This is a genomic window from Actinomadura kijaniata NBRC 14229, assembly GCF_001552175.1.
Taxonomy (GTDB): Bacteria; Actinomycetota; Actinomycetes; order Streptosporangiales; family Streptosporangiaceae; genus Spirillospora; species Spirillospora kijaniata.
The window spans coordinates 73,163-95,435 of sequence record NZ_BCQR01000011.1; the positions used below are offsets into that span (position 1 = coordinate 73,163).

Annotated in this window: 21 protein-coding genes; 14 read left to right on the forward strand and 7 right to left on the reverse strand. The window is 73.5% G+C overall.

The window, feature by feature from the left end:
• Positions 1 to 27 precede the first annotated feature (27 nt).
• Positions 28 to 402, reverse strand: coding sequence for a hypothetical protein (locus tag AKI01S_RS04995; RefSeq protein WP_067812554.1), 375 nt, complete (start codon positions 400 to 402; stop codon positions 28 to 30).
• A gap of 291 nt (positions 403 to 693) precedes the next feature.
• On the opposite strand from AKI01S_RS04995, the gene AKI01S_RS05000 reads away from it, so the two are divergent.
• The 3 genes from AKI01S_RS05000 to mptB all read left to right on the forward strand — a co-directional run bounded on the left by AKI01S_RS05000 (position 694) and on the right by mptB (position 3,344).
• Positions 694 to 1,029, forward strand: a complete 336-nt coding sequence (locus AKI01S_RS05000) for an STAS domain-containing protein (RefSeq protein WP_067812555.1) — start codon at positions 694 to 696, stop codon at positions 1,027 to 1,029.
• A 123-nt stretch (positions 1,030 to 1,152) separates the two neighbouring features.
• On the forward strand, positions 1,153 to 1,881 hold the full coding sequence (locus AKI01S_RS05005) for a glycosyltransferase family 2 protein (protein WP_067812556.1): 729 nt from the start codon (positions 1,153 to 1,155) through the stop codon (positions 1,879 to 1,881).
• Entirely contained in the window at positions 1,878 to 3,344 is a 1,467-nt protein-coding gene (gene mptB, locus AKI01S_RS05010) for a polyprenol phosphomannose-dependent alpha 1,6 mannosyltransferase MptB (RefSeq protein WP_067812557.1), read from the forward strand. Before AKI01S_RS05005 ends, mptB begins: the two co-directional genes overlap by 4 nt.
• Here mptB and AKI01S_RS05015 read toward each other — a convergent pair.
• The gene (locus AKI01S_RS05015) at positions 3,235 to 5,436 is read right to left on the reverse strand and encodes a hypothetical protein (protein WP_067812558.1); all 2,202 of its coding nucleotides are present in this window, start codon (positions 5,434 to 5,436) and stop codon (positions 3,235 to 3,237) included. The two genes, mptB and AKI01S_RS05015, sit on opposite strands and share 110 nt — an antisense overlap.
• Before the next feature lie 39 nt (positions 5,437 to 5,475).
• Between AKI01S_RS05015 and AKI01S_RS05020 the strand changes: the two genes are divergently transcribed.
• From AKI01S_RS05020 to AKI01S_RS05040, 5 genes are all read left to right on the forward strand, one after another.
• Positions 5,476 to 6,852, forward strand: coding sequence for a glycosyltransferase 87 family protein (locus AKI01S_RS05020; protein WP_083998910.1), 1,377 nt, complete (start codon positions 5,476 to 5,478; stop codon positions 6,850 to 6,852).
• Positions 6,852 to 7,310, forward strand: coding sequence for a DUF4446 family protein (locus AKI01S_RS05025; protein ID WP_083998911.1), 459 nt, complete (start codon positions 6,852 to 6,854; stop codon positions 7,308 to 7,310). The genes AKI01S_RS05020 and AKI01S_RS05025 overlap by 1 nt, the downstream gene beginning before the upstream one ends.
• A gap of 120 nt (positions 7,311 to 7,430) precedes the next feature.
• Positions 7,431 to 8,354, forward strand: a complete 924-nt coding sequence (pheA, locus tag AKI01S_RS05030) for a prephenate dehydratase (protein ID WP_067812560.1) — start codon at positions 7,431 to 7,433, stop codon at positions 8,352 to 8,354.
• Positions 8,355 to 8,434: 80 nt separating this feature from the next.
• Positions 8,435 to 10,429 (forward strand): hypothetical protein, encoded by a 1,995-nt coding sequence (locus AKI01S_RS05035; protein ID WP_067812561.1) that lies wholly within the window; start codon positions 8,435 to 8,437, stop codon positions 10,427 to 10,429.
• The gene (locus AKI01S_RS05040; RefSeq protein ID WP_157419667.1) at positions 10,426 to 12,345 is read left to right on the forward strand and encodes a hypothetical protein; all 1,920 of its coding nucleotides are present in this window, start codon (positions 10,426 to 10,428) and stop codon (positions 12,343 to 12,345) included. The genes AKI01S_RS05035 and AKI01S_RS05040 overlap by 4 nt, the downstream gene beginning before the upstream one ends.
• A 53-nt stretch (positions 12,346 to 12,398) precedes the next feature.
• Here the strand turns inward: AKI01S_RS05040 and AKI01S_RS05045 are convergent, their stop codons facing one another.
• Together AKI01S_RS05045 and AKI01S_RS05050 are read right to left on the reverse strand one after the other, a co-directional pair.
• Positions 12,399 to 12,899, reverse strand: a complete 501-nt coding sequence (locus AKI01S_RS05045) for an HPP family protein (RefSeq protein ID WP_067812563.1) — start codon at positions 12,897 to 12,899, stop codon at positions 12,399 to 12,401.
• 8 nt (positions 12,900 to 12,907) lie between these two features.
• Positions 12,908 to 13,771 (reverse strand): alpha/beta fold hydrolase, encoded by an 864-nt coding sequence (locus AKI01S_RS05050; protein WP_067812564.1) that lies wholly within the window; start codon positions 13,769 to 13,771, stop codon positions 12,908 to 12,910.
• Positions 13,772 to 13,878: 107 nt separating this feature from the next.
• Here AKI01S_RS05050 and AKI01S_RS05055 point away from each other — a divergent pair, with 107 nt between their 5' ends.
• From AKI01S_RS05055 to AKI01S_RS05070, 4 genes are all read left to right on the forward strand, one after another.
• Positions 13,879 to 14,385, forward strand: coding sequence for a CGNR zinc finger domain-containing protein (locus tag AKI01S_RS05055; protein ID WP_067812565.1), 507 nt, complete (start codon positions 13,879 to 13,881; stop codon positions 14,383 to 14,385).
• An 11-nt stretch (positions 14,386 to 14,396) separates the two neighbouring features.
• Positions 14,397 to 15,203, forward strand: a complete 807-nt coding sequence (locus AKI01S_RS05060; protein WP_067812566.1) for a class I SAM-dependent methyltransferase — start codon at positions 14,397 to 14,399, stop codon at positions 15,201 to 15,203.
• 59 nt (positions 15,204 to 15,262) lie between these two features.
• Positions 15,263 to 16,522: a serine--tRNA ligase gene (gene serS / locus AKI01S_RS05065; RefSeq protein WP_067812567.1), complete on the forward strand. Its 1,260-nt coding sequence runs from the start codon at positions 15,263 to 15,265 to the stop codon at positions 16,520 to 16,522.
• A 156-nt stretch (positions 16,523 to 16,678) separates the two neighbouring features.
• Positions 16,679 to 17,482: an HAD family hydrolase gene (locus AKI01S_RS05070; protein WP_067812568.1), complete on the forward strand. Its 804-nt coding sequence runs from the start codon at positions 16,679 to 16,681 to the stop codon at positions 17,480 to 17,482.
• A gap of 25 nt (positions 17,483 to 17,507) precedes the next feature.
• Here the strand turns inward: AKI01S_RS05070 and AKI01S_RS05075 are convergent, their stop codons facing one another.
• Both AKI01S_RS05075 and AKI01S_RS05080 read right to left on the reverse strand, forming a co-directional pair.
• Entirely contained in the window at positions 17,508 to 18,059 is a 552-nt protein-coding gene (locus tag AKI01S_RS05075) for a bacterial proteasome activator family protein (RefSeq protein ID WP_067812569.1), read from the reverse strand.
• Positions 18,060 to 18,072: 13 nt separating this feature from the next.
• The gene (locus AKI01S_RS05080; protein WP_067812570.1) at positions 18,073 to 19,026 is read right to left on the reverse strand and encodes an NAD(P)H-quinone oxidoreductase; all 954 of its coding nucleotides are present in this window, start codon (positions 19,024 to 19,026) and stop codon (positions 18,073 to 18,075) included.
• 175 nt (positions 19,027 to 19,201) lie between these two features.
• Here AKI01S_RS05080 and AKI01S_RS54590 point away from each other — a divergent pair, with 175 nt between their 5' ends.
• Positions 19,202 to 21,676 (forward strand): MinD/ParA family ATP-binding protein, encoded by a 2,475-nt coding sequence (locus AKI01S_RS54590; protein ID WP_369688702.1) that lies wholly within the window; start codon positions 19,202 to 19,204, stop codon positions 21,674 to 21,676.
• A 58-nt stretch (positions 21,677 to 21,734) separates the two neighbouring features.
• Entirely contained in the window at positions 21,735 to 22,136 is a 402-nt protein-coding gene (locus tag AKI01S_RS05090) for a cupin domain-containing protein (protein WP_067812571.1), read from the forward strand.
• Here AKI01S_RS05090 and AKI01S_RS48795 read toward each other — a convergent pair.
• Positions 22,087 to 22,263 (reverse strand): DUF1737 domain-containing protein, encoded by a 177-nt coding sequence (locus tag AKI01S_RS48795; RefSeq protein WP_083998912.1) that lies wholly within the window; start codon positions 22,261 to 22,263, stop codon positions 22,087 to 22,089. The two genes, AKI01S_RS05090 and AKI01S_RS48795, sit on opposite strands and share 50 nt — an antisense overlap.
• Positions 22,264 to 22,273 lie beyond the last annotated feature (10 nt).

Below are 22,273 nucleotides of genomic sequence, written 5' to 3' on the forward strand. Positions count from 1 at the left end.
CGCGGGAGGGCCCGCCCCGCGGGTGGGTCAGCGGTCGACGGTCTCGTCGATGGTGCGGAACGTCGGGCAGGGCCAGCGCCACATGCAGGCGCGGCAGCGGCGGATCGGGCTGTCGGGGTCGCTGGTGATGCCCCCCGCGTCCTGGGGGCGGTGCAGGTCCAGCAGCCGCAGGCTCAGTTCGGCGAACGCGAGCACGTCGTCGCGCGCGCCCGCCAGGAACGTCAGGTCCTCGCGGGCCAGCCGGGCGCGGATGGGCACGAAGCCGGAGCGGTTCACCAGGCGGGACAGGTACTGGGTGGAGGTGCGCCAGGAGTTGGACTTCTCGGCGCGGGCCCGGATGGACTCCAGTCGGTCGCGCAGCCGGAGCTCCCGTGGGTCGGGACCGTAAGGTTCGTCCTTCATCTGCGGTGCATCCCCCCATGCATGACCGCCGCGGACGGCGCGGCGCGGCCGTCCGGTTCTCGTCGCACCCGTCCAGCGTCCCCCAATCGGCGGCGCCACGAGGGGGGAATCGTGCAGTCCGCGGACCGGAGACGGCCACCCGCCGGGAACGTTCCGGGAGGTGTCTGGACGAAGTGCCCGCGTGATGACGGGATGTAACGGTCATACCGGTGTACTGCGGTGACGCCCCCACGACACGGGTCTTCGCGAACTGTCTGGCTCCCACGGCGTTCGCCCGATAGTGTGCCGCTCGTGGAGCTAAACGTCTCGACTTCATCTCAGGGAGGTCACGCCGTCGTCACAGCGACCGGCGAACTGGACCTGTACACCGCGCCGCGGCTGCAGAACGCGCTGGCCGTTCTGCTGCGCGAGGAGGTGGATCGCATCGTGGTCGACCTCAGCGGCGTGGAGTTCTGCGATTCGACCGGCATGAACGTCCTGCTGTCGGCGATGAAGCGGCTCAAGGAACGGGGCGGCTCGCTGGAGCTGGCCGCGCCGCGCCCGGCCGTCCGGCGGATCCTCCAGGTGACCGGCCTCGACTCGGTGTTCACCGTGGTCGACGCGGTGCCCGCGCCCCACGCGGGCTGACGGCGCCGGAAAGGACCCGTCCGCGCACGTTCCGCGGCCCGCGGGGGGTGACCCCCGCGGGCCGTCGTGCCGTCCGGGCCGGGTTGCCGGTGCGGCGCCGCCGTCCCCACTACGATCGCCCCTATGCAGGAAGTAGCGGTGATCATCCCGGCGAAGGACGAGGCCGACCGGATCGCGGCCACCGTCAAGGCCGCCCTGGAACTGCCCGGCGCCGACCTGGTCGTGGTGGTCGACGACGGCTCCTCCGACGGCACGGCGCGGGTCGCCGGCGAGGCCGGGGCGAAGGTCGTCCGGCACGCCCGCAACCGGGGCAAGGGCGCGGCGATGGAGACCGGCGCCGAGGCCGTGCGGCTGCTGGACGAGGGCCGCGACATCCCCCGCCACCTGCTGTTCCTGGACGCCGACCTGGCCGAGACCGCCCGCGAGGCCGCGCCGCTGGTCGCGCCCGTCCGCGACGGCGAGGCCGACATGACCATCGCCGTGTTCTCGACCACCGTGAAGCTCGGCGGGCACGGCTTCGTCGTCCGCCTGTCGCGCGACGGCATCCGGCGCGCCACCGGCTGGGCCGCCACGCAGCCGCTCAACGGCCAGCGCTGCCTGACCCGCGCCGCGTTCGAGGCGGCCCTGCCGCTGGCCGCCGGGTTCGGCGTGGAGACCGGCCTGACCATCGACCTGCTGCGCCAGGGCTTCCGCGTCCGTGAGGTCGAGGTCCCCCTCGCCCACCGCGCGACCGGCACCGACTGGCACGCCCAGGTCCACCGCGCCCGCCAGTTCCGGGACGTGGCCCGCGCCCTCGCCGTCCGCGACCCCGCCGTCGCCGGGCGGCTGTCCCGCCTCACCGGACGCCGGTGACCCCCGGGCGGACGGGGACGCGCGGCCTGGCCGCGATCGGCGCCGCCCTGGGGCTGTTCCTGCTCACGGCGGTTCTCGGGCCGTCGGCGTTCGTGCCCGAACTCCCCGGCGCGGCGGGCGCGCCGCCGTTCTCCCTGAACGTCCGCCCGCCCGGGACCCTGCTGGTCGTCATCGTCGTGCTGGGCGTCGCGGCGGGGGCGGCGGGCCTCGCCCTGTGCCTGACCGCCCTGCGGCGGGGCTGGCGCGTTCCGGCGTCGCGGCTGGTGGGGGCCGGGCTGCTGGTGGCGGCGGCGTTCGCGTTCCTGCCGCCGGTCGGGTCCACCGACCACCTCAACTACGCCGCCTACGGCCGCATGGCCGCCACCGGGCACGACCCCTACGCCACCCGCGCCTCCGACCTGCCGCACGACCCCGTGATCAACGCCGTGCAGGAGTGGCAGGACACCCCCTCGGTCTACGGGCCGATCGCCACGGCGGGGCAGGCGCTGGCGTCCCGGGTCGGCGGCGACTCGGTGAAGGTGACGGTGTTCGTGCTGTCGCTGCTGAACCTGGCCGCGTTCGCGATCGCCGCGCTGGTGCTGCACCGCACCGCCCGCGACGAGACCGCCCGGCTCCGCGCAGCCCTGCTGTGGACCTGCAACCCGCTGATGCTGTTCCACCTGATGGCGGGCGCGCACAACGACGTCCAGGCCGTCGCCCCGATGGTCGCGGCGCTGGCGGCGTTCCGCGCGGGCCCCGGCCGGACGCTGCTGGCCGGGGCGCTCGTCGGGGCCGCGGCGGCGATCAAGCTGCCCGCCGCGCTGGTCGGCGGCGGTCCCGCCTGGTGCCTGCTGCGCGCGCGGCGGTGGCCGCTGCCGGCCGCGCTGTTCGCCGCCGCCGGGGCGGTCGCCGCCGCGACGTTCCTGCCCGCCGGGCCGCACGCCTTCGACCAGCTCCGCGACGCCTCGAACATGGTGTCGCTGGCGACGCCCTGGCACCTGCTGGACAGCCTGCTCCACAACCGCGCCGTCATCAAGGTCGGCTGGGTGGCTCTGATGCTGGCGCTGGTCTGGCTGCTCTACCACGCCCTGCCCCGCGACCCGCTGGGCGACGCCGCCGGGCGGGAACGCCAGGAGGGCCGCCGCGTCGCCGCCGCCCTGGTGCTGGCCTGGCTGTTCGCCGCGCCCTACGAGCTGCCCTGGTACGACGGGTTCGGCTGGGCGGTGCTGGCGCTGCTGCCCGCCTCCCGCATGGACCAGATCATGCTGGTGCGCACGGCCGTGTTCAGCCTGGCCTACCTGCCCGCCCGCGACCCGAAGCTGGTCGACCTGCCGGAGGCGCTGCGCTGGTTCCTGCCGTCGGTGGTGCGGTCGGTCATCGTTCCCGTGCTGCTGACCGGGGTGCTGGTGTACCTGGTGCGCTGGTGTCTGGCGGAACGTCGCCGGGCCGCTCCTCCAGCGTCCGCAGCAGCGCCGCGAGGGTGAGCGGCGCGGCCAGGCAGAACGCCACCGACAGGATCACGAGGCCGGAGTCGTTGACCAGCGTCCCGATCACGCCGGTCGTCAGCGCCCCCAGCAGCGCGGGCCGCGTCGTCGGCGCGGCCGCGTAGAGCCGGGCCAGCCACCCGGCCCGCCGCCGCGCCGGATCGGCCAGCACGAAGTACACGGCGACCACGACCAGCGCCAGCACGGCCGCGACCGGCAGCAGCCCCAGCGCGCCGACCATCGCGTGGAACTTGCGGACCACCACGCCCCAGGCGTCGCCGCTCTCGATCTGCTGCCAGAACCGGCCGAGGTGCGTGGGGTGGGCGCTGCGCGCGTTCAGGAACGAGATGAACAGCACCACCACGGCCCCGGCCAGGCAGAACAGCCCGAGCTTCCACCACGACACGCGCCGCCCGGCCACCATCAGCCCGACCAGCGCGAACACCGGGACCATCGCCAGCACGCCGCCGAAGTCGCTGCCCCACATCGGCAGTCCGTCCACGGCCACCGCGACCACCCCGACGGCCGCGACGACGCCCGCCGCCGCCATCGGGCGCCCCGCGCGCAGCGGGCGGGCCGCCAGCCACGCCGCCGTCAGCACCGACGCCGTCGCGAACAGCGAGAACGCCTGGTTCCCGAACCCGTAGAACCGGCCCGCGACCACCGCCGTGTACCCCATCAGGGAGTTCAGTTGCAGGGTGGAGCCGAGCATCACGTCGGCGGCCAGCACGACCGCCGTCACCCCGGCCACGACCAGGCCGGGCCCGAGGACCGTCCGCCGCCACGGCCCGGCCAGCGCGATCCCCGCGACCAGCGCGCCGAACGCCAGCACCGACACGACCAGCACCGGCGTCGGCTGCGGGGCCTGCCACCACGGCACCAGCCCGGCCAGGAACGACGCGACCGGCGTGGCCCCCGCCATCAGCGCCACGACCCGCGTCACCCCCAGCACCCGCCGCCGCGTCCCCGGCTCGGGGCGGCGGCGCAGCAGCAGCGCGGCCACCAGGTAGACGGCGATCTGCGCGGCCCCGAGCACCCAGAAGTACGAGCCCTGCGCCCTGCGGACCACCTGCGCGGCCACGTCCTCGTCGACGAGCGCCTCCCGCTTGTAGGAGGCCGGGCCCCTCGTCGGCTCCGCCGTCCACGGCGACCCGACCGCGCCGTCCGGCCCGGCCAGCCCGGTGACCCGCATCGCCGTCACCGTCAGGTCCGTCAGCGTGACCAGGCCCGGCTGCCGCGTGGCGGTGGAGGTCAGGAACCCGGACGGAAACCCCGGCCCGGTGGCCAGCGCGACCCGCAGGTGGGACCGGGCGGTGGTGTCCGACAGGCCCGCGACCAGCAGCGTCGTCCCGGCGGGCAGCGCCGCGACGACCTGCCCGACCCGGCGGTCGGCGGCGGCCACGGCGGCGGCGCGCTCCCGGTCGCTCACCGGGACGGGCCGCCCCTTCGCGTCCGTTCCGGCCTTCACGTAGGCGCGGAACACGTCGTCGACGTCCACGGCGGTCAGCGGGCAGCGCGCCCAGTCGGCGGGCGCGACCCGGTCGGGCGACTCGGCGTACCGGGCGACCCGCCCGTTCGCGTCGGCCAGCCCGAACACCGCGCCCGGCCCGACCGCGAACGCGCACTGCCGCGCGTCCGCCGCGGCCTGCCCGAGCAGCCCGATCCGCGCGTGGTAGGAGCCGCCGGCGTTGTCCTTCCCGATCGTCTCCCAGCCGGGCGCGACCGCGCCGCCGTCCGGGGTGACCTGCGGCGCGGCGGGCAGCGCGCAGTCGCCGTGCGCCAGCCGGGACCGCTGCCCGGCCGACAGCGTCAGCCAGCCGTCGGTCGGGCACGTGTAGGCCAGCGGCGTGCGCACGCTCAGCCCGCCGACCGCGCCCTGCCCGGTCAGCCGCCACAGCGTGGGGGCGCCGCGTTCGGTGACGTCGCTCCACTTCAGGCCCGGCACCCCGACGATCACGACGCGGCCGGGGCCCGGCGCGCTCCCGGCCGCCGCGCGGGCGTCGCCCGCGCCGGCGAGGGCCGCCAGGGGGACCAGGACGATCGCCAGGACCAGTGCCCAGAGTGTGCCGGTCTTCGCCCCCCGCTGTGCCATGCGACCAGGTTAGTGGGCGGCTTACGCCAGGATGGGGACATGCGTGCAGGCAAGCGGGCGGCGGGCGGCGCCCCGGCGGACCGGGGCCGGCGGACACGGCCCGAGCTGCTCATCGTGCTGCTCGGCGTCGCCGTCGCCGCGCTCGCGGTGTCCCCGATCGTCACCAAGTGGCTGACCAACCCGCCCGACCAGCGGATGGTGGACCTGGAGGTCTACCGGGACGGCGGGCGGGCGATCCTGCGCGGCGCGCCCCTGTACGAGGTGGTCACGCCGCCGCCGCAGCTGCTGCCGTTCACCTACCCGCCGTTCGCGGCGGTGCTGGCGGTGCCGTTCACGCTGATGAGGTGGTGGCACGCGCAGATCGCCTGGATCGCCGTGTCCTACACCGGGCTGGCGGTCGTGGTGTGGTTCTGCTTCCGCGACCTGATCCGCCGCACCGGGCGGTGGGCGCCCGTCACGATGGGCGCGCTGTTCGGGGCGATGGCGTACGTGTGGTCGTCGTTCGACCAGATCCGGTTCGGGCAGGTCGGGTTCCTGCTGATGGCGTTGTGCCTGGCCGACTGCCTGGCGCGCACCGCGTACTGGCCGCGCGGGGCGCTCGTCGGCCTCGCCGTGGCGATCAAGCTGGTGCCGGGGGTGTTCCTCGTCTACTTCCTGCTCACCGGGCGGCGCGACGCGCTGGCCAACGCCGTGCTGACCGCCGCCGCGGCGTCGCTGGCGGCGTTCGCGCTGCTGCCGCACGACTCGGCGGACTACTGGTTCGGGGCGCTGCTGGAGGGCGGCGAGCGGACCGGCGCCGTCGACGGCACCACCAACCAGGCCCTCAACGGCATGGTGGCCCGCGCCCTGCCCGAGGGGCCGCTCCGGACGCTGGTGTGGCTGGCGTTGAGCCTGGTGGTGGCGTTCGTGGGGTTCCGGTTCGCGCGGCGGGCGACCCGGCTCGGCGACACCGCCGCCGCGCGCGTCACCGCCCCGTTCGGCGGCACCGACCTGACGCGCGCCGCCGACCCGGCCGCCGGGACGCCCGCCCGCGACCTGCTGCTGGCGGGCGTCGCGATCACCGGCCTGCTGTCGGTGCTGCTGTCCCCGGTGGGCTGGATCCACCATCTCGTCTGGATGATCGCGGTGATCGGCGCTTTGGTGGGTGATGGGCGGGACGCGCGAAGATGCCTGGTCGGGGGGGTCGTGTGGGTCGCGTTCCTGTTCCCGCTGCCCTGGTGGGGCGTCACCCCGGCGCGGGAGGCACCCGTCCTGATCTGGCGCTTTCTGGGGCAACTGCTGCGCGACGCGTTCGGCCTGATCGCCGTGATGATGATCTTGGTGTTGGGGATCTGGCTGGTGAACCGGGTGCGCCGCAAAGTCGATCATGAGGAAACTTCTCTCGGCGGGGCGGAGGTGGGTACGCTCGCCCCGTGATGCTCATCGCGGTGGCCATAGCGGGCTTGGTCGCCGGGGTGGCCGGACTGTCCATCGCCGTGGTGGCCCACAACAGGGTGAACCAGATCGTCGAGGAGTGCGCCGAGATGCTTCGGCGGCAGCTTCAGGCCGCCGGCGGCCCCGTGGACAACCAGGCGCTCCGGGACCTCGCCATCGTGCACTACGACGCGCTCAAGGAGATGTCGGGGCACCGGTCGTTCTCGCTCGCGCTGCTGAACTCCGCGGGCGACGGAGTGATCGTCTCCTCCATCAACGGGCGCACCGAGACCCGGACCTACGCCAAGGTCGTCCAGGACGGGCACGCCAGGGAGATGCTGTCCCCCGAGGAGAGCCAGGCGCTGCGCGCCGCGCGGCTCGGCAAGGGCCCGGTGGTCTCCATGGACGACCCGCTCCCGGACTTCGGCGGCAACGGCCACGCGCCCTCGGCCAAGTCCTGACCGCCACGCCCTGACCGCCTCCTTCGCCGACCGCGTAAACTCGTGTCCCTCTGGGGCGGCCCCGTCGCTCAGGGCCCGACACCGTGCGCTCCTTGCGGGGGCGAAGGAGTGAAGCCGAACATGCCGCAGCGTTACGCCTATCTCGGTCCGCAGGGCACCTTCACCGAAGCCGCCATGCGCTCGTTCCCGGGCGCCGACGAGGCCGAGCACCTGCCCTACGCCACCGTCCCGGCCGCGCTGGACGCGCTGCGCCGCGCCGAGGTGGACCTGGCGGTCGTGGCGCTGGAGAACTCCGTGGAGGGCTCGGTCCCCACCACCCTGGACGAGCTGGCCACCGGCGAGCCCCTCCAGATCGTCGGCGAGGCGCACCTGCCGGTCTCGTTCGCCCTGCTGGTGCGGCCCGGCACGGACCTCGGCGACATCAAGACCGTCGCCTCCCACCCGCACGCCCAGCCGCAGTGCCGCCGCTGGCTGGCCGAGAACGTCCCGCACGCCGAGTGGCGCGCCGCCACCTCCAACGCCGAGGCCGCCCAGCACGTCGCCGACGGCCACTACGACGCGGCGCTGGCGGGCTCGTTCGCGGCGGCCCGGTACGGCCTGTCGGTGCTGGCCGAGGACATCCACGACGTCGCCGACGCCGTCACCCGCTTCATCGCGCTGCGCCGCCCCGGCACGCCCCCGCCCCCGACCGGCATGGACCGCACGACGGTGGTGGCGTTCATCGGGGAGGACCACCCGGGCGCGCTGCTGGAGATCCTCACCGAGTTCTCCATGCGCGGCATCAACCTGACGCTGATCCAGTCCCGCCCGACCGGCGCGGGCCTCGGCTCGTACCTGTTCTGGATCGAGCTGGAGGGCCACGTCGACGACGCCCGCGTCGGCGAGGCGCTGATGGGCCTGCGCCGGGTGTGCGCTGACGTCCGCTTCGTGGGCTCCTACCCGCGCGCCGACCGGGTCCGCCCGGAGATCCGCCGGGGCACCCACGACCAGGACTTCACCGAGGCCGCCGCCTGGCTGGCGTCGGTGCGTTCCGGCCACGCGTGACCGGAACGTGATTCGGCGGGCGTAACCCGGAACGATCATCCGGGCGTCTCCTCTGTTGCTCGTGCGACAACGGAGGCGACGTGCGCAAACTCCTGGCGGCCGCGGGGTCGCTGCTGCTCACCCTCACCCTGCTCCAAGGGGTCTCCCGCGCTGGGTCGGGCGCGGCGATCCTGGAAGTGATCCTGGCCCGGACACCGGGCGAGAACGAGGTCCGTCCTCTGGTGCGGGCCGCCTCACCCGCGGGGATCACGAAGGTCACCGTCGGCCTGCGGCTGCGCGGCGAGGACGCTCCGTACGCGACGGCCGAGGCGACCGAGCTGTTCGGGGGGAGCAGGACCGAGGGCCAGTGGGGCACGCCGGGGACCATGGGGCTGAAGGACGGCCGCACCGTCGTGGACGTGGTGGTCACCGACGGTGCCGGACAGAGTGACGCGCGGCGGGAGGCGGCCTACGCCGACGTGCCCGCCGACCGTTTCGTGCTCGGCGGCCCGGTCGTCCAGGCCGCCTCCGACGGCCAGGTGGGTGGCTATGTCGTCGGTCCGTTCGGGGGCTCGGCCACGATCACCCACGACCGTCCGATCAAGCGCGTCGAGATGCGCCTGTACCGGGCCGGGACCAACGAGCTGGTCGGCACGGCCGACGATGTCCGCCCGGTGCGGCAGGACGGCGGCTTCTCCGTCTACTCCTCCGCCCGGACCCTGAACCCTCCGCCCGGCAACTACCAGCTCACCGTCACCGCCTGGAACGACCGGGACGACCGGCAGGAACGCCGCTCCGGCAAGCTTTACGTCCGGTACCGCGCACGCATGCTCGACGTGCGGCAGGACCGGGACTGGATCGACGCCGACCGCCGGGAGGTCACCGTCACCGGCCGCCTGGTCGGAGTGCACCCGGACGGCTCCCAGCCCCCCGTCGCCGGAGCGCGGATCTACTCCGGCGGGGACACGGACCTCATGACGACGACGGACACCGACGGCCGTTTCTCCCTCACCGTCCGGCTGGACCGGGAGGGGACGGCCCAGGTGCTCTCCACGGGTACGGGCGTTCACGCCCCTCCGTCGACCACGGTGAAAGCCACCGTGCGCGGTGTTCCCACGGCGATCACCGTGCGGAGCGGGTCGGCCGAGCACGTCGGCGACAAGATCACGGTGTCCGGCCAGCTCAAGCGGCAGCGTGCCACCGACGACGCCATGGTCCCCCTGGGCGGCGAGACGGTCGCCCTCTACTACAACCACCACGGCGTTCCGAGCGGCGGCCCGCAGCGTGACCTGGTCGCCGAGGTGACCACCGACGCCGACGGCCGGTACCGCCTGGACACCACCATCAGGGCCAGCGGCTTCTGGGAGGCGGTGTACCCCGAGCCCGTCCCCGGCCACTGGTACAAGGCCACGTCGGCCACCGCGCCCTCCCGGTCCGTCCGCCAGCCCACGGTGATCGAGGGTGTGGCGCTCGGCCCCGGCCCGATCGCCCAGGGCGCTTCGCTCTCCGCCACCGGCCGGGTGTCGCGCCCCAAGAGCAGCGGTGAGAACACGGCGGTCATCGGAGGCTTCGTCGACCTCCAGTTCTCCACCGACGGCAAGAAGTGGGTCACCCGGGCCAGCGGCGTCAGCCACGGGCAGGGCCGCTTCGGAATGCAGGCGAAGGTCACCCAGGACGGGTACTGGCGGGTCCGGTACGCGGGCGGCACCAGCGGCAACGCCTCGTCCCAGACTCCGGACGACGCAGCGGTCAGCCCCGCCAAATGGATCGACGTGCGTCACCGCACGGCGATCCGGGACTTCAACGCCACCCCCGAGCCCGTCCGCAAGGGCGGTGCCCTCACTCTCAAGGGGAACGTCGTCCGTGACCTGGGCAACGGCTGGAAGGCCGCCGGTAAGGGCGCGAAGGTCACCCTCTACTTCCGGGCCAAGGGCTCCACGAAGTGGACGGCCGTGACCACGACGACCACCGACGCCAAGGGCGCGTTCCGCAAGGCGGTCAAGGCGTCCAGGGACGGCACCTGGCGCGCCGCCTACGCGGGCGGCTCCTCCTACCTCGGTTCCACCAGCGCCGACGACTACGTGGATGTGAAGTGACACGACGCTTGACGGCGGCCCTGGCCGCCCTGTTGCTGGCGGTGGGCGCGCTGGCCGCCCCCGCCCACGCCGACGAGACCGTGACCTTCCCCAGCGCGGGCGGGAACGTCACGGACAAGGCCACCGGCGACGCCAGGGTCGGTGTCGCCGTCGTCGCTCCGGGCGGTGTCACGGCCGTCAGAGTGAAACTCCGCAGGGAGGGGCAGAGCGAGCCCTACGGCAGCGCCGAGCTGAAGCTGACCTCGGGGAGCGCGACCGACGGCTCCTGGGTGACGGAGGGCACCGTCCGGCTGCCGCGCGGGCGCACGCTGCTGGACGCCGAGGCCGTGACCGCCTCCGGCGACCGGGTCGGCAGGGACGGAGTCGGGTTCGTCGACTACACCCCGGTCGTGCTCTCGGGAAGCGACGGGACCCCGGACGAACTGTTCGACGGTCCCCTGAAGCCCCGGCTCGTCATCCGGACCGCGCTGCCGGTCGCGCGGGTCGAGGCCCGCTACCACCGTGCGGGAGAGAGCGCTCCGGCCTTCACGGTCGACGCGTTCACCGAGACGTCGCGGCTCAGGTTCCAGGACCACCACGAGATCACCCTGGAGGCGACGCGGCCGGTGGACCCACCGACCGGTGACTACTGGGTGGGGTTCACCGTCTGGAACGACGCGGGGGACCGGTACGAGCGAAGGGTGTCCTTCAAGGCCGCTCCCAGCGTCCGCAAGCGCGAGAAGGCCGAGTTCGTCGACCTGAGGGTCACACCCTCCACGACCGACGTCGAGGCTCCCGAGACCGAGTTCACGGGGCGGCTGGTCGCCGCCGCCGACCGGGCCCCGCTGCGGGGCTTGGAGATCGACGTCAACGGCACCACGATCACCACTGGTCCGGACGGGGGGTTCCGGACCCGCCTCGTGACCGTGAACGCGCTCCAGCCGACCGCGTCCTTCGCGGGCAACGACCGTCACGGACGGGCCAGGGGTGTGCTCCCCGCGCCGTTCCAGCGGCAGGCCACCGAGGTCAGCGCGGCGTTCAGCCCCACGCCGACGACCGTCGGGCAGACCGTGAAGATCACCGGAACGCTCAAGCGCCGCACCCGCGCCGGGAACTGGACGCCGCTCGCGGACCGGGGGATCGTCGCGCGCGGCGTCACCACCGGCGCCGAGAGCACCGCCACCACCGCCGGGGACGGCACGTACACGATCACGGTGGTCGCGGGGCGGGACCGGCAGTGGAGCGTTGGGACGCGGCACCGGGACGGCGACTACGCGGACGCGCGCCGGATGTTGCCCGCGAGCCCGCTGACGTTGAAGTACGTGCCCGTGTTCGAGCGGTTGGACTTCGGATACGAGCCCCGGTACCAGTCGATGACCACCACTGTGACGGGAGTGCTCAAGCGTCGCGTGGAGGACGGCACCACCCAGCCGGTCCACCGTCCCGTGGTGCGTCTCCAGCACTCCACCGACGGGAAGACCTGGAAGGACGTGCCCGGGGAGCTCTACTCCACCAGCGAGGGCCGGTTCGAGATCACCGTTCCGGTGACCGCCAGCGGGTACCTGCGGTTCCGTTACGCGGGCGACGCCGCCCACGTGGCCGCGCTGAGTCCGGCCCGCCGCGTCGTGGCCAAGTACAAGACCCAGCTTCTGGGGGCCGAACGGGCGCTGAACAAGCGGAAGCTGACCATCTCCGGCCGCCTCGAACGCTACGTGAACGGCCCGAAGCCCGCCGCCAAGGGCGCCAAGGTGACGATCTACTTCCGTGCCAAGGGCTCCACGAAGTGGAAGGCCGTGGCGACGACCACGACCGACTCCCGGGGCCGCTTCAGCAGGACGGTCACGGCGAGCAGGGACGGCGACTGGCGGTCCGGGTTCGCCGAGACCGCGAACCACTGGGGCTGCTACGGCCGCGTCATGTACGTCGACATCCGCTGATCGAAGAACTGGGAGAGGCCCGGCGGGCGGACGCCCGCCGGGCCTCTCCGCGTTCAGCGCCAGTACGTCGGATAGCGGCGTCCCGGCAGCAGCCGTCCCAGCGCCACGCCGCCCGCCACGACGAGGACGCCGGCGATCAGCACCGGGCTCACCAGGAACCACGGGTCCGGCGCGGTCATCCCGATGAACGCGGCCGTCGCGGTCGCGGGGGGATGCGGGGCGCGGAGCAGCAGCATCGGGGCGGTGGCCAGTCCGGCGGCGACGGCGGCGGTCCACACCGACGGGCCGGCGGCGGCGGTCAGCGCCAGCGCGAGCGCGCCCGCCGCCAGGTGTCCCAGCAGGATGCTGCGCGGCTGCGCGAACGGCGCGCCCGGGGCGACCGCGACGATCGCCGCGCTGGCCGCGAACGGCAGCGCGAACAGCGGCGTCCCGGTCGCCGCCCCCACCCCGGCCAGCAGCAGAAGCCCGGCCGTGGCGGCGAGGGTGGTCCACAGGGCGAGGGGGAGGGCGGGCCGCGCGGGCGGGCGCGGGGCCTCGGGGAGGGTGGCGGTCATCGCGGTGCTCAGTCCGACAGACCGCGCAGGAAGTCGCGGATCAGGCCCGCGCTCTGCCGCAGCCGGGTGGTGAGCGGGAAGTGGCCGGCGTCCAGCAGGTGGATCCGGGCGTCCGGGAGGTCGCGGGCGAACGCGCGCGCCCCGTCCGGGCCGAAGATCTCGTCGTTGCGGCCCCACACCGCCAGCAGCGGCGGCCGGTGGGCGCGCAGGTACTCCTGCCAGCGGGAGTACTGGGGCGGGTTGGTGCCGTAGTCGAGGAACAGCGCGAGCTGGATCTCCTGGTTGCCGGGCCGGTCCAGCAGCGCCTGGTCGTGGAGTTCCAGCGCGGGGTCGACCAGCGAGGCGTCCGGGACGCCGTGCGTGTACTGCCAGTGCGTCGCGTCCCGGGTGAGCAGGCCGCGCAGCGCGTCGCCGTTCTCCTTGGAGGGGTCGGCCCAGTAGTCGCGGATCGGCTTCCAGAACGGGGTCAGCCCCTCCTCGTAGGCGTTGCCGTTCTGCGTGACGATCCCGGTGATCCGTTCGGGGTGGCGCAGCGCGAGCCGGAACCCGACCGGCGCGCCGTAGTCGTGCACGTAGACCGCGTAACGGGTGACGCCCAGCTCGTCCAGCAGGGCGTCCACCACGTCGGCCAGGCGGTCGAAGGTGTACTCCCACTCGTGCGCGGCGGGCGCTGAGCTGAGGCCGAAGCCCGGGTAGTCCGGCGCGACCAGGTGGAACTCGTCGGCCAGGTCCTCCATCAGCGTGCGGTAGGCGACCGAGGAGGTCGGGAAGCCGTGCAGCAGGACCAGCGTGGGCGCGGAGGGGTCCCCGGCCTCCCGGTAGAAGACGTCGAGCCCGTTGACGCGGACGGTCCGGTGGCGCGTTCCAGTCATCACTTCTCCAACCATCAAAAGACGTTTAGCCGGTTGATCGTGCGATGACCATAGCCCGCCCCCTCCAACCAGTCAAGGACGATTAGCCGGTTGAGTAGACTGTCGGCATGACGCGCCCGCTCACCGGCGAGCCCCTCGCCCTGGACCTGGTCAACACCGTCTGGATCGACCACGGCCGCCGGTTCGACCTGTTCGACGAGCCCGACGGCCTGCCGAACTGGCTGGCCGAGCACGACCTCCCCGCCGCCGACGGCGCCCTGGACCCCCTCCTGCGGACCCGCGACGCCGTGCGCGCCGCCCTCACCGGCGACGAGGAACCCCTCAACGCCGTCCTCGCCCGCGGCTCCCGCCGCCCCGTCCTGCGCGACGGCGAACCCGCCGTCGAGACCCTGGTCGACGACCCGGCGTGGCTGCCCGCCTGGACCGCCGCCGCCGACCTCGTCCGCCTCTACGCCCAGCGCCCCGACCGCGTCCGCAAGTGCGCCAACCCCGAGTGCGTCCTGTGGTTCCACGACGTCAGCAAGAACGGCTCCCGCCGCTGGTGCTCCATGGAGATCTGCGGCAACCGCGCCAAGACCGCCCGTTTCCAGGAGACCCACCGCCGGCGCCGCTAACGTGCGGAGGTATGGCGACAGACTTCGACGCATACGAGCGTGACCTGTGGGCCGGACGCGCGTCCGCCTACGAGCGGGGCTTCGCCCGCCTCACCCGCCACACCGCCGGCCCGCTCCTCGACGCGGCGGGCGTCACCGGCGGCACCCGCCTGCTGGAGGTCGGCGTCGGCTCCGGCGTCGTCGCGGCCGAGGCCGTCCGGCGCGGCGCCCACGTCACCGCCCTCGACGCCGACCCCGAGATGGCCGCCACCGCCCGCCGCAACATCCCCGGCCTGGACGTCCACGTCGCGGTCCTGCCCGAGACCCCCTTCCCCGACGCGTCCTTCGACGCCGTCGTCGGCAACTTCGTCATCAACCACGTCGGTGACCCGCACACCGCCCTCAAGGAACTGCGCCGCGTCCTGCGCCCCACCGGCCGCCTCGCCCTGACCTGCTGGGAGATGCCCGGCAGCGGCGCGCTCGGCCTGGTCCGCGAGGCCCTGGACGCCGCAGGCGTGCCCTGGCCCGACGACCTGCCCACCCCGCCGTTCATGGAGTACGGCCGCGCCGAGCCGTTCCGCGCCCTGGTCGCCGGTGCGGGCTTCGCCGACGCCGCCGTCGACCCCGTCACCTGGCACCACACCGTCGACCCCGAGGAGTGGTGGGAACTGGGGGCCCTCGCCCGCGTCGGCGCCAACGGCGTCGTCGTCGGCCGCCAGACCCCCGAGACCGTCGCCCGCGTCAAGGCCGAGTACGACCGCCTCGCCCGCCGCTACGCGACCCCCGACGGCGGCATCGCGCTGCCCGCCCACGCCCTGCTCGCCCACGCCACCCGATGACCGGGGAACCGGTGATATAGACGCGCGAAGGACCCGCCCGCCCCGGTAGCCTCGTCACTGTGATTGACCTGCGAGCTCTTCGAGAGGATCCCGACCGCCTGCGCGCCTCCCAACGCGCCCGCGGCGAGGACGAGAAAGTCGTCGACACGCTGCTGGAACTCGACGCCAAGCGCCGCGCCGCGCTGTCCTCGTTCGAGTCCCTGCGTGCCGAGCAGAAGAGTTTCGGCAAGTCCGTCTCCAAGGCGCAGGGCGACGAGCGCCAGACGCTGCTGACCCGCGCCAAGGAGCTGGCGCAGCAGGTCAAGGACGCCGAGGCCGAGGCCGACCGGCTCGGCGCCGAACTCGACACCGTGCTGAAGGGCGTCCCCAACCTCATCGAGGACGGCGCCCCCGCCGGCGGCGAGGACGACTACGTCGTCCTGGAGCACGTCGGCGAGGTGCCGACGTTCGACTTCGAGCCCCGCGACCACCTGGAGCTCGGCGAGACCCTCGGCGCCATCGACATGGAACGCGGCGCCAAGGTCTCCGGCGCCCGCTTCTACTACCTGACCGGCGTCGGCGCGCGCCTGCAGTACGCGCTGCTGAACCTCGCCATGGAACAGGCCGTCGAGAACGGCTTCGTCCCCATGTACCCGCCGGTCCTGGTGAAGCCCGAGGCCATGGAGGGCACCGGCTTCCTCGGCGCGCACGCCGCCGAGGTCTACCAGCTCCCCGAGGACGACCTGTACCTGGTCGGCACCTCGGAGGTCCCGCTGGCCGCCTACCACATGAACGAGATCATCGACGCCCTGCCGCGGCGCTACACCGCCTGGTCGTCGTGCTTCCGCCGGGAGGCCGGCTCCTACGGCAAGGACACCCGCGGCGTCATCCGCGTCCACCAGTTCGACAAGGTGGAGATGTTCTCCTACTGCGACCCGGCGGACGCCCACGAGGAACACCTGCGGCTGCTGAACTGGGAGAAGGAGATGCTCGCCAAGGTTGAGATCCCCTACCGGGTGATCGACGTGGCGGCGGGCGACCTCGGCGCCAGCGCGGCCCGCAAGTACGACTGCGAGGCGTGGGTCCCCACACAGGGCCGCTACCGCGAGGTCACCTCCACCTCGAACTGCACCGACTTCCAGGCGCGCCGCCTGTCGGTCCGGTTCAAGGACGCCGACGGCAGGAGCCGCCCGGTGGCGACGCTGAACGGCACCCTGGCCACGACCCGCTGGATCGTCGCCATCCTGGAGAACCACCAGCGGGCCGACGGCTCGGTCCACGTTCCCGAGGCGCTGCGCAAGTACCTGGGCCTGGAGGTCCTGGAACCCGTCAAGCGCTGACCGGACACCGGGGGCCGCCTCCTTGGGGAAGGGAGACGGCCCCCGGCCCCTTCCCGCGAACGGATCTTCGAGGGCTCGGGTGTCGGAAACCGACACCCCGTCGCCTAAGCTCGGATCCGCCGCGACCGCGCCCGCGGCGGGACGCAGGAAGGTGACATGACCGCTCGCACGCCCCGACTGATCGCCACCGACCTGGACGGCACCATCGTGCGTTCCGACGGCACCGTCTCCGCCCGCACCGTGGCGGCACTGGCCCGGGTCGAACGCGCCGGGGCGATCCTGGTCATGGTCACCGGACGGCCGCCCCGCTGGATGCACGAGATCGCCACCGCCGTCGACCACCACGGCGTCGCCATCTGCGCCAACGGCGCGGTCCTGTACGACCTGCACACCGAGGCGGTGCTCCGCGCCCGCCTCATCGAACCCGACGTCATCGCCACCACCGTGGAACGGCTGCGCGCCGTCGACGAGGAACTGCGGTTCGCCGTCGAATACCCCGACGGGTTCGTCTTCGAGGCCCGCTACAACCTGGGCCGCTGGGACGCCGCGGCCCTCGGCGGACGACCGGTGGACGGCGAGGAGCTCACCAGCCGCGGCGGCACGAAACTCCTGGCGTTCCACCCGTCCGCCGACCCCGACACCCTCGCCGAGAAGGCCGCCAAGGCCGTCGGGGACCTGGTCACCGTCACCCACTCCTCCGGCCGCGGCCTGCTGGAGATGAGCGCCCACGGCGTCACCAAGGCCAGCGCGCTCGCCGAGTTCTGCGCCGACCACGGCATCTCCGCCGCCGACGTCGTCGCGTTCGGCGACATGCCCAACGACCTGCCGATGCTCACCTGGGCGGGCACCTCCTACGGCGTCGCCAACGCCCACCCCGACGTCCTCGCCTGCGTCACCCACACCACCCACCGCAACGACGACGACGGCGTGGCACGGGTCCTCGAACGGCTCTTCCCGTGACCGCCCGAGGACCCGCCCTCCCGACCTACAGGTAGGGACCCGACGAGTGCCGCGGCGACGGCTGCTCCGCCTCGCCCTGCTGCACCAGCCCGGCCGGCAACGCCCGCCGCATCTGCTCCAGCTGCGCCCGCGCCGCCATCTGCTGCGCGAACAGCGTGGTCTGTATGCCGTGGAACAACCCCTCCAGCCAGCCGACCAGCTGGGCCTGGGCGATCCGCAGCTCCGCCTCGCTCGGCACCGCGCCCTCGGCGAACGGCAACGACAGCCGCTCCAGCTCCTCGACCAGCTCCGGCGCCAGACCGTCCTCCAGCTCCTTTATCGAGGACTGGTGGATCTCCCGCAGCCGGGCACGGCTGGCCTCGTCCAGCGGGGCCGCCTTCACCTCCTCCAGAAGCTGCCGGATCATCCCGCCGATGCGCATCACCTTCGCGGGCTGCTCGACCATCTCGGCCACCGACTTCTCTTCCCGGTCGCCCTCGTCACCGCCGCCCCCGCCGGGGCCGCTGATCGCGATGCCGTTCGGGCCGACCACCAGGACCTGCGGGTCCTGCTCGGAACGCTGCTGAGGCTCATTCATGGTGACTCCAGTCTCACACGGTCAGCAAGATCTTGCCGATATGGCCGCTGTCCTCCAGCAGCCGGTGCGCCTCGGCCGCACGCGCCATCGGGACCCTCCGGTCCACCACCGGGCGCACGTCCCCCGACTCCACCAGCGGCCACACATGCTCACGGACGGCGGCGACGATCTCCGCCTTCTCCTCCAACGGACGGGCCCGCAACGAGGTTGCGTGCACCGAGGCCCGCTTGACCAGCAACGCGTTCAGGTCCAGCTCGGCCCTCGTCCCGCCCTGCAACCCGATGACGACCAGCCGCCCCCCGGGCGCCAGCGCCTCCACGTTGCGCGCCAGGTACTTCGCGCCCATGTTGTCGAGGATCACGTCGTAGGGGCCGTGCGCCACGAAGTCGTCCTCGCGGTAGTTGACCGGCTCCGCGCCCAGCTCCCGGCAGAACGCGGCCTTCCGCTCCGACCCCACCGTGCACAGCACCCGCGCCCCGAACGCCCGCGCCAGCTGGATCGCCATCGTCCCGATCCCGCTGCCGCCGCCGTGCACCAGGAACGTCTCCCCGGCGCCCAGCCCGGCGCGCATGAACACGTTCGACCACACCGTGCAGACGACCTCCGGCAACCCGGCCGCGTCCACCAGCTCCACACCCTTGGGAACCGGCAGCAACTGCCCCGCCGGAACGGCGACCCGCTCGGCGTAACCGCCCCCGCCGAGCAGCGCGCACACCTCGTCGCCGACGCTCCAGCCCTCGACCTCCGGACCGAGCGCGACGATCCGCCCCGACACCTCCAGCCCCGGATACGGGGGAGCGTCCTTCGGCGGCGGATAGAACCCGAGCCGCTGCATGACGTCGGCCCGGTTCACCGCGCTCGCCACGACCTCGACGACCACCTCGCCGGAACGGGGCTCCGGATCGGGCACCTCCGTCCACTCCAGAACGTCGGCATCCCCTGGCTCACGGATCACGATCGCATGCATACGCCTCACGCTACCCGCCGCTCACCCGACGGTTTCCGACGCTCCACAGCCTCCCCCGGCGAGGTCGAAGTGTTGGACGTGGCTTTACCGATGGGCCGCATGATATTGGCAGGTATCCTGCCCTGGGACCATGGCCGATCCGTACCTTTTTGCACGGGTCCGAGGGGAGACACGGGTGTCAAGGAACGAGCACGAGGGACGTTCCCTGGAAGAACGTCTGGCCTCGCTGGACAAGATGAACAGCGAGACCTCCGGCCCGTCCGCGACTCCCGCGGAGGAACGGCCCCCCGCGCCGGCCGAACCCCAGGACAACCCCTGGCTGGCCGCGCCCCCGCCCGCCCCGCCCCAGGAGTTCGGCGCCCCACCGCCGCCCGCCCCGGACGGCTGGTCCGCCCCGCCGCCCCCGCAGGACTTCGACCAGCCGCCGCCCCCCTTCCAGCCCGGCGACGTCCCGCCCCCGCCGCCGTACAGCTCCGCGCCTCCGCCGTTCGAACTGCCCCAGCAGCCCTACAACGGCGGCGCCCCGATGCAGCCGCCGTTCGAGTCGCCCTACCCGCAGGGCTTCCCGCCGCAGCAGTTCCCGCCGTTCGAGGGCAACCAGGCCCAACCCCCGATCGACCCGGCCAACGGCCACCCCCCGCAGGGGAGCAACCCGTTCCCACCCGCACCTCCGCAGGAGGGCATGCCCTTCACACCCGCGCAGCCGCCGTACGCTGCCGCCGGTGGCCAGCCCCAGGAGGGTTCACCCTTCCCGCCGGGCCAGCAGCCGTTCGACCCCTCTGGCGCACCGCAGCAGGAGAGCGCCGCGTTCCCGCCCGCGCCGCAGCAGGAGGACGTGCCGTTCGCGCCTGCTCCGCCGCCGTTCGACAACGCCGGTGGCTCGCCCCAGGAGGGTGCGCCGTTCCCACCCGCACCTCCGCAGGAGGGTGCGCCCTTCGCGCCCGCGCAGCCGCCGTTCGATGCCGCCAGCGGCCAGCCGCAGGAAGGCGCGCCGTTTGCGCCTGCCCAGCCGCCGTTCGCCGTCGGCGGCCAGCCGCCGTTCGACCCGGCAGGCGCCCAGCAGCAGGAGAACGCCGCGTTCCCGCCCGCGCCGCAGCAGGAGGACGTGCCGTTCGCGCCTGCTCCGCCGCCGTTCGACAACGCCGGTGGCCAGCCCCAGGAGGGTGCGCCGTTCCCATCCGCGCCCCCGCAGGAAGGCGCGCCCTTCTCGTCCGCTCCGCCGTTCGATCCGGCTGGCGGTCAGCCGCAGGAGAACGCCGCCTTCCCGCCCGCGCCCCCGCAGCAGGGTGTGCCTTTCGCGCCTGGCCAGCAGCCGTTCGACCCGTCTGGCGCACCGCAGCAGGAGAACGCCGCGTTCCCGCCCGCGCCTCCGCAGGAGAGTGCGCCGTTCGCGCCCGCCCCGCCGCCGTTCGACAACGCCGGTGGCCCGCCCCAGGAGAACGCGCCGTTCCCACCCGCCGCTGACCACCAGCAGCCCCCGTTCGCAGGCGGCGACCAGACCCAGCACGACGCGCAGCCGCAGCCGCCCGCCGACCAGCCCCCGTTCCTCGGTTACGGCCCGGCGACGCAGCAGCCGCACGGCTACGCACCCCCTCAGGGCTACGGCCCCCAGCCCGGCTACCCGCAACCGGGATACGGACAGCCCGGCTACCCGCAGCCGGGCCCCGGCGGCTACCCGCAGCCCCCCACCCCTCAGCACCCCGAAGCCCCGCCCCAGACCGCCGAGAGCCTCAGCTCCGAGAACCTCCTCGGCGAACGCCGCATCGCGCCCTCCTCCGGCTGGCGCAAGGCCGTCTACAAGGCCACCGGCGGCAACATCCACCCCGGCGAGTCCCAGGCCGAACTGCGCCGCAAGGACCTCATCGAACGCGCCCGCCGACCCGTCGCCGGCGGCCACCACCGCGTCGCCGTCATGTCCCTCAAGGGCGGCGTCGGCAAGACGACCACCACCACCGGCCTCGGCTCCATGCTGGCCTCCCTGCGCGGCGACCGCGTCATCGCCGTGGACGCCAACCCCGACCGCGGCACCCTCTCCGACAAGGTCCGCCTGGAGACCGCCGCCACCGTCCGCGACCTGCTCAACAACCCCGAGCGGACCCGCCGCTACGCCGACATCCGCGGCTTCACCTCACAGAACGACGCCCGCCTGGAGATCCTCGCCTCCGACCGCGACCCCGCCGTCAGCGAGGCCTTCAGCGCCGAGGACTACACCGCCGTCGCCGAGATCCTCGAACAGCACTACTCCATCTGCATCACCGACTGCGGCACCGGCCTGCTCCACTCCGCCATGTCCGGCGTCCTCGCCCTCGCCGACCAGCTCGTCCTCGTCAGCTCCCCGTCCGTCGACGGCGCACGCTCCGCCAGCGCCACCCTCGACTGGCTGGAGGCCCACGACCACGGCCACCTGGTCCGCAACGGCGTCGTCGTCCTGTCCATGGTCCGCCAACGCACCCGCAGCCAGGTCGACCTGGACAAACTCCAGGCCCACTTCGAGAGCCGCTGCCGCGCCGTCGTCCGCATCCCCTACGACGACCACCTCGAAGAAGGCGCCGAAGTCGACCTCGAACAGCTCGCCTCCCCCACCCGCGAGGCATACCTGACCCTCGCCGCCTACGTCGGCGACGGCTTCGCCTACCAGCGCCCCCAGTAGTGACACCACGGCCGGTCCCGTTCGCCCGACGGGACCGGCCGCACTACATTCACTCCCCGTGAAGAACGTCTACACGGGCAAGGCGGGACCGGACGCCGCGGCCGACCACGGCTGGCTCCTCGGACACTTCAAACCCGAGGACGACCTCCGCCACAGCACCGAGGTCGAGATCAAATGGGGCGTCCACCGCAGGGGCGACCGCCGCGCCGAGTGGACCACCGACGACAAGCGCACCGCCCTGCTCGTCCTCATCAGCGGCCGGTTCGTCCTGGAGTTCCCCGACGGCGACGTGGAACTCGCCGAACAGGGCGACTACGTCCTCTGGCACCAGGTCGACCACTCCTGGCGCGCCGAGGAGGAGTCCACGGTGATGACCGTCCGCTGGCCCTCCGTCCCCGGCCACAAGATCGTCACTGCGGACGGACGAGAGCCTGCGCCACGATCACCCGATCCCCGTTGAAGGTGACCGAGGGCGACCCGTGCAGCTCGTACCCCAGATCCAGCATCTCGCTGACCCGCCAGCAGAACGTCGCGTCGTCCGGCCCGGTCAGCACCCGGTACCGCGGCAGCTTCTCCTCATGATCCATACCCGGACCC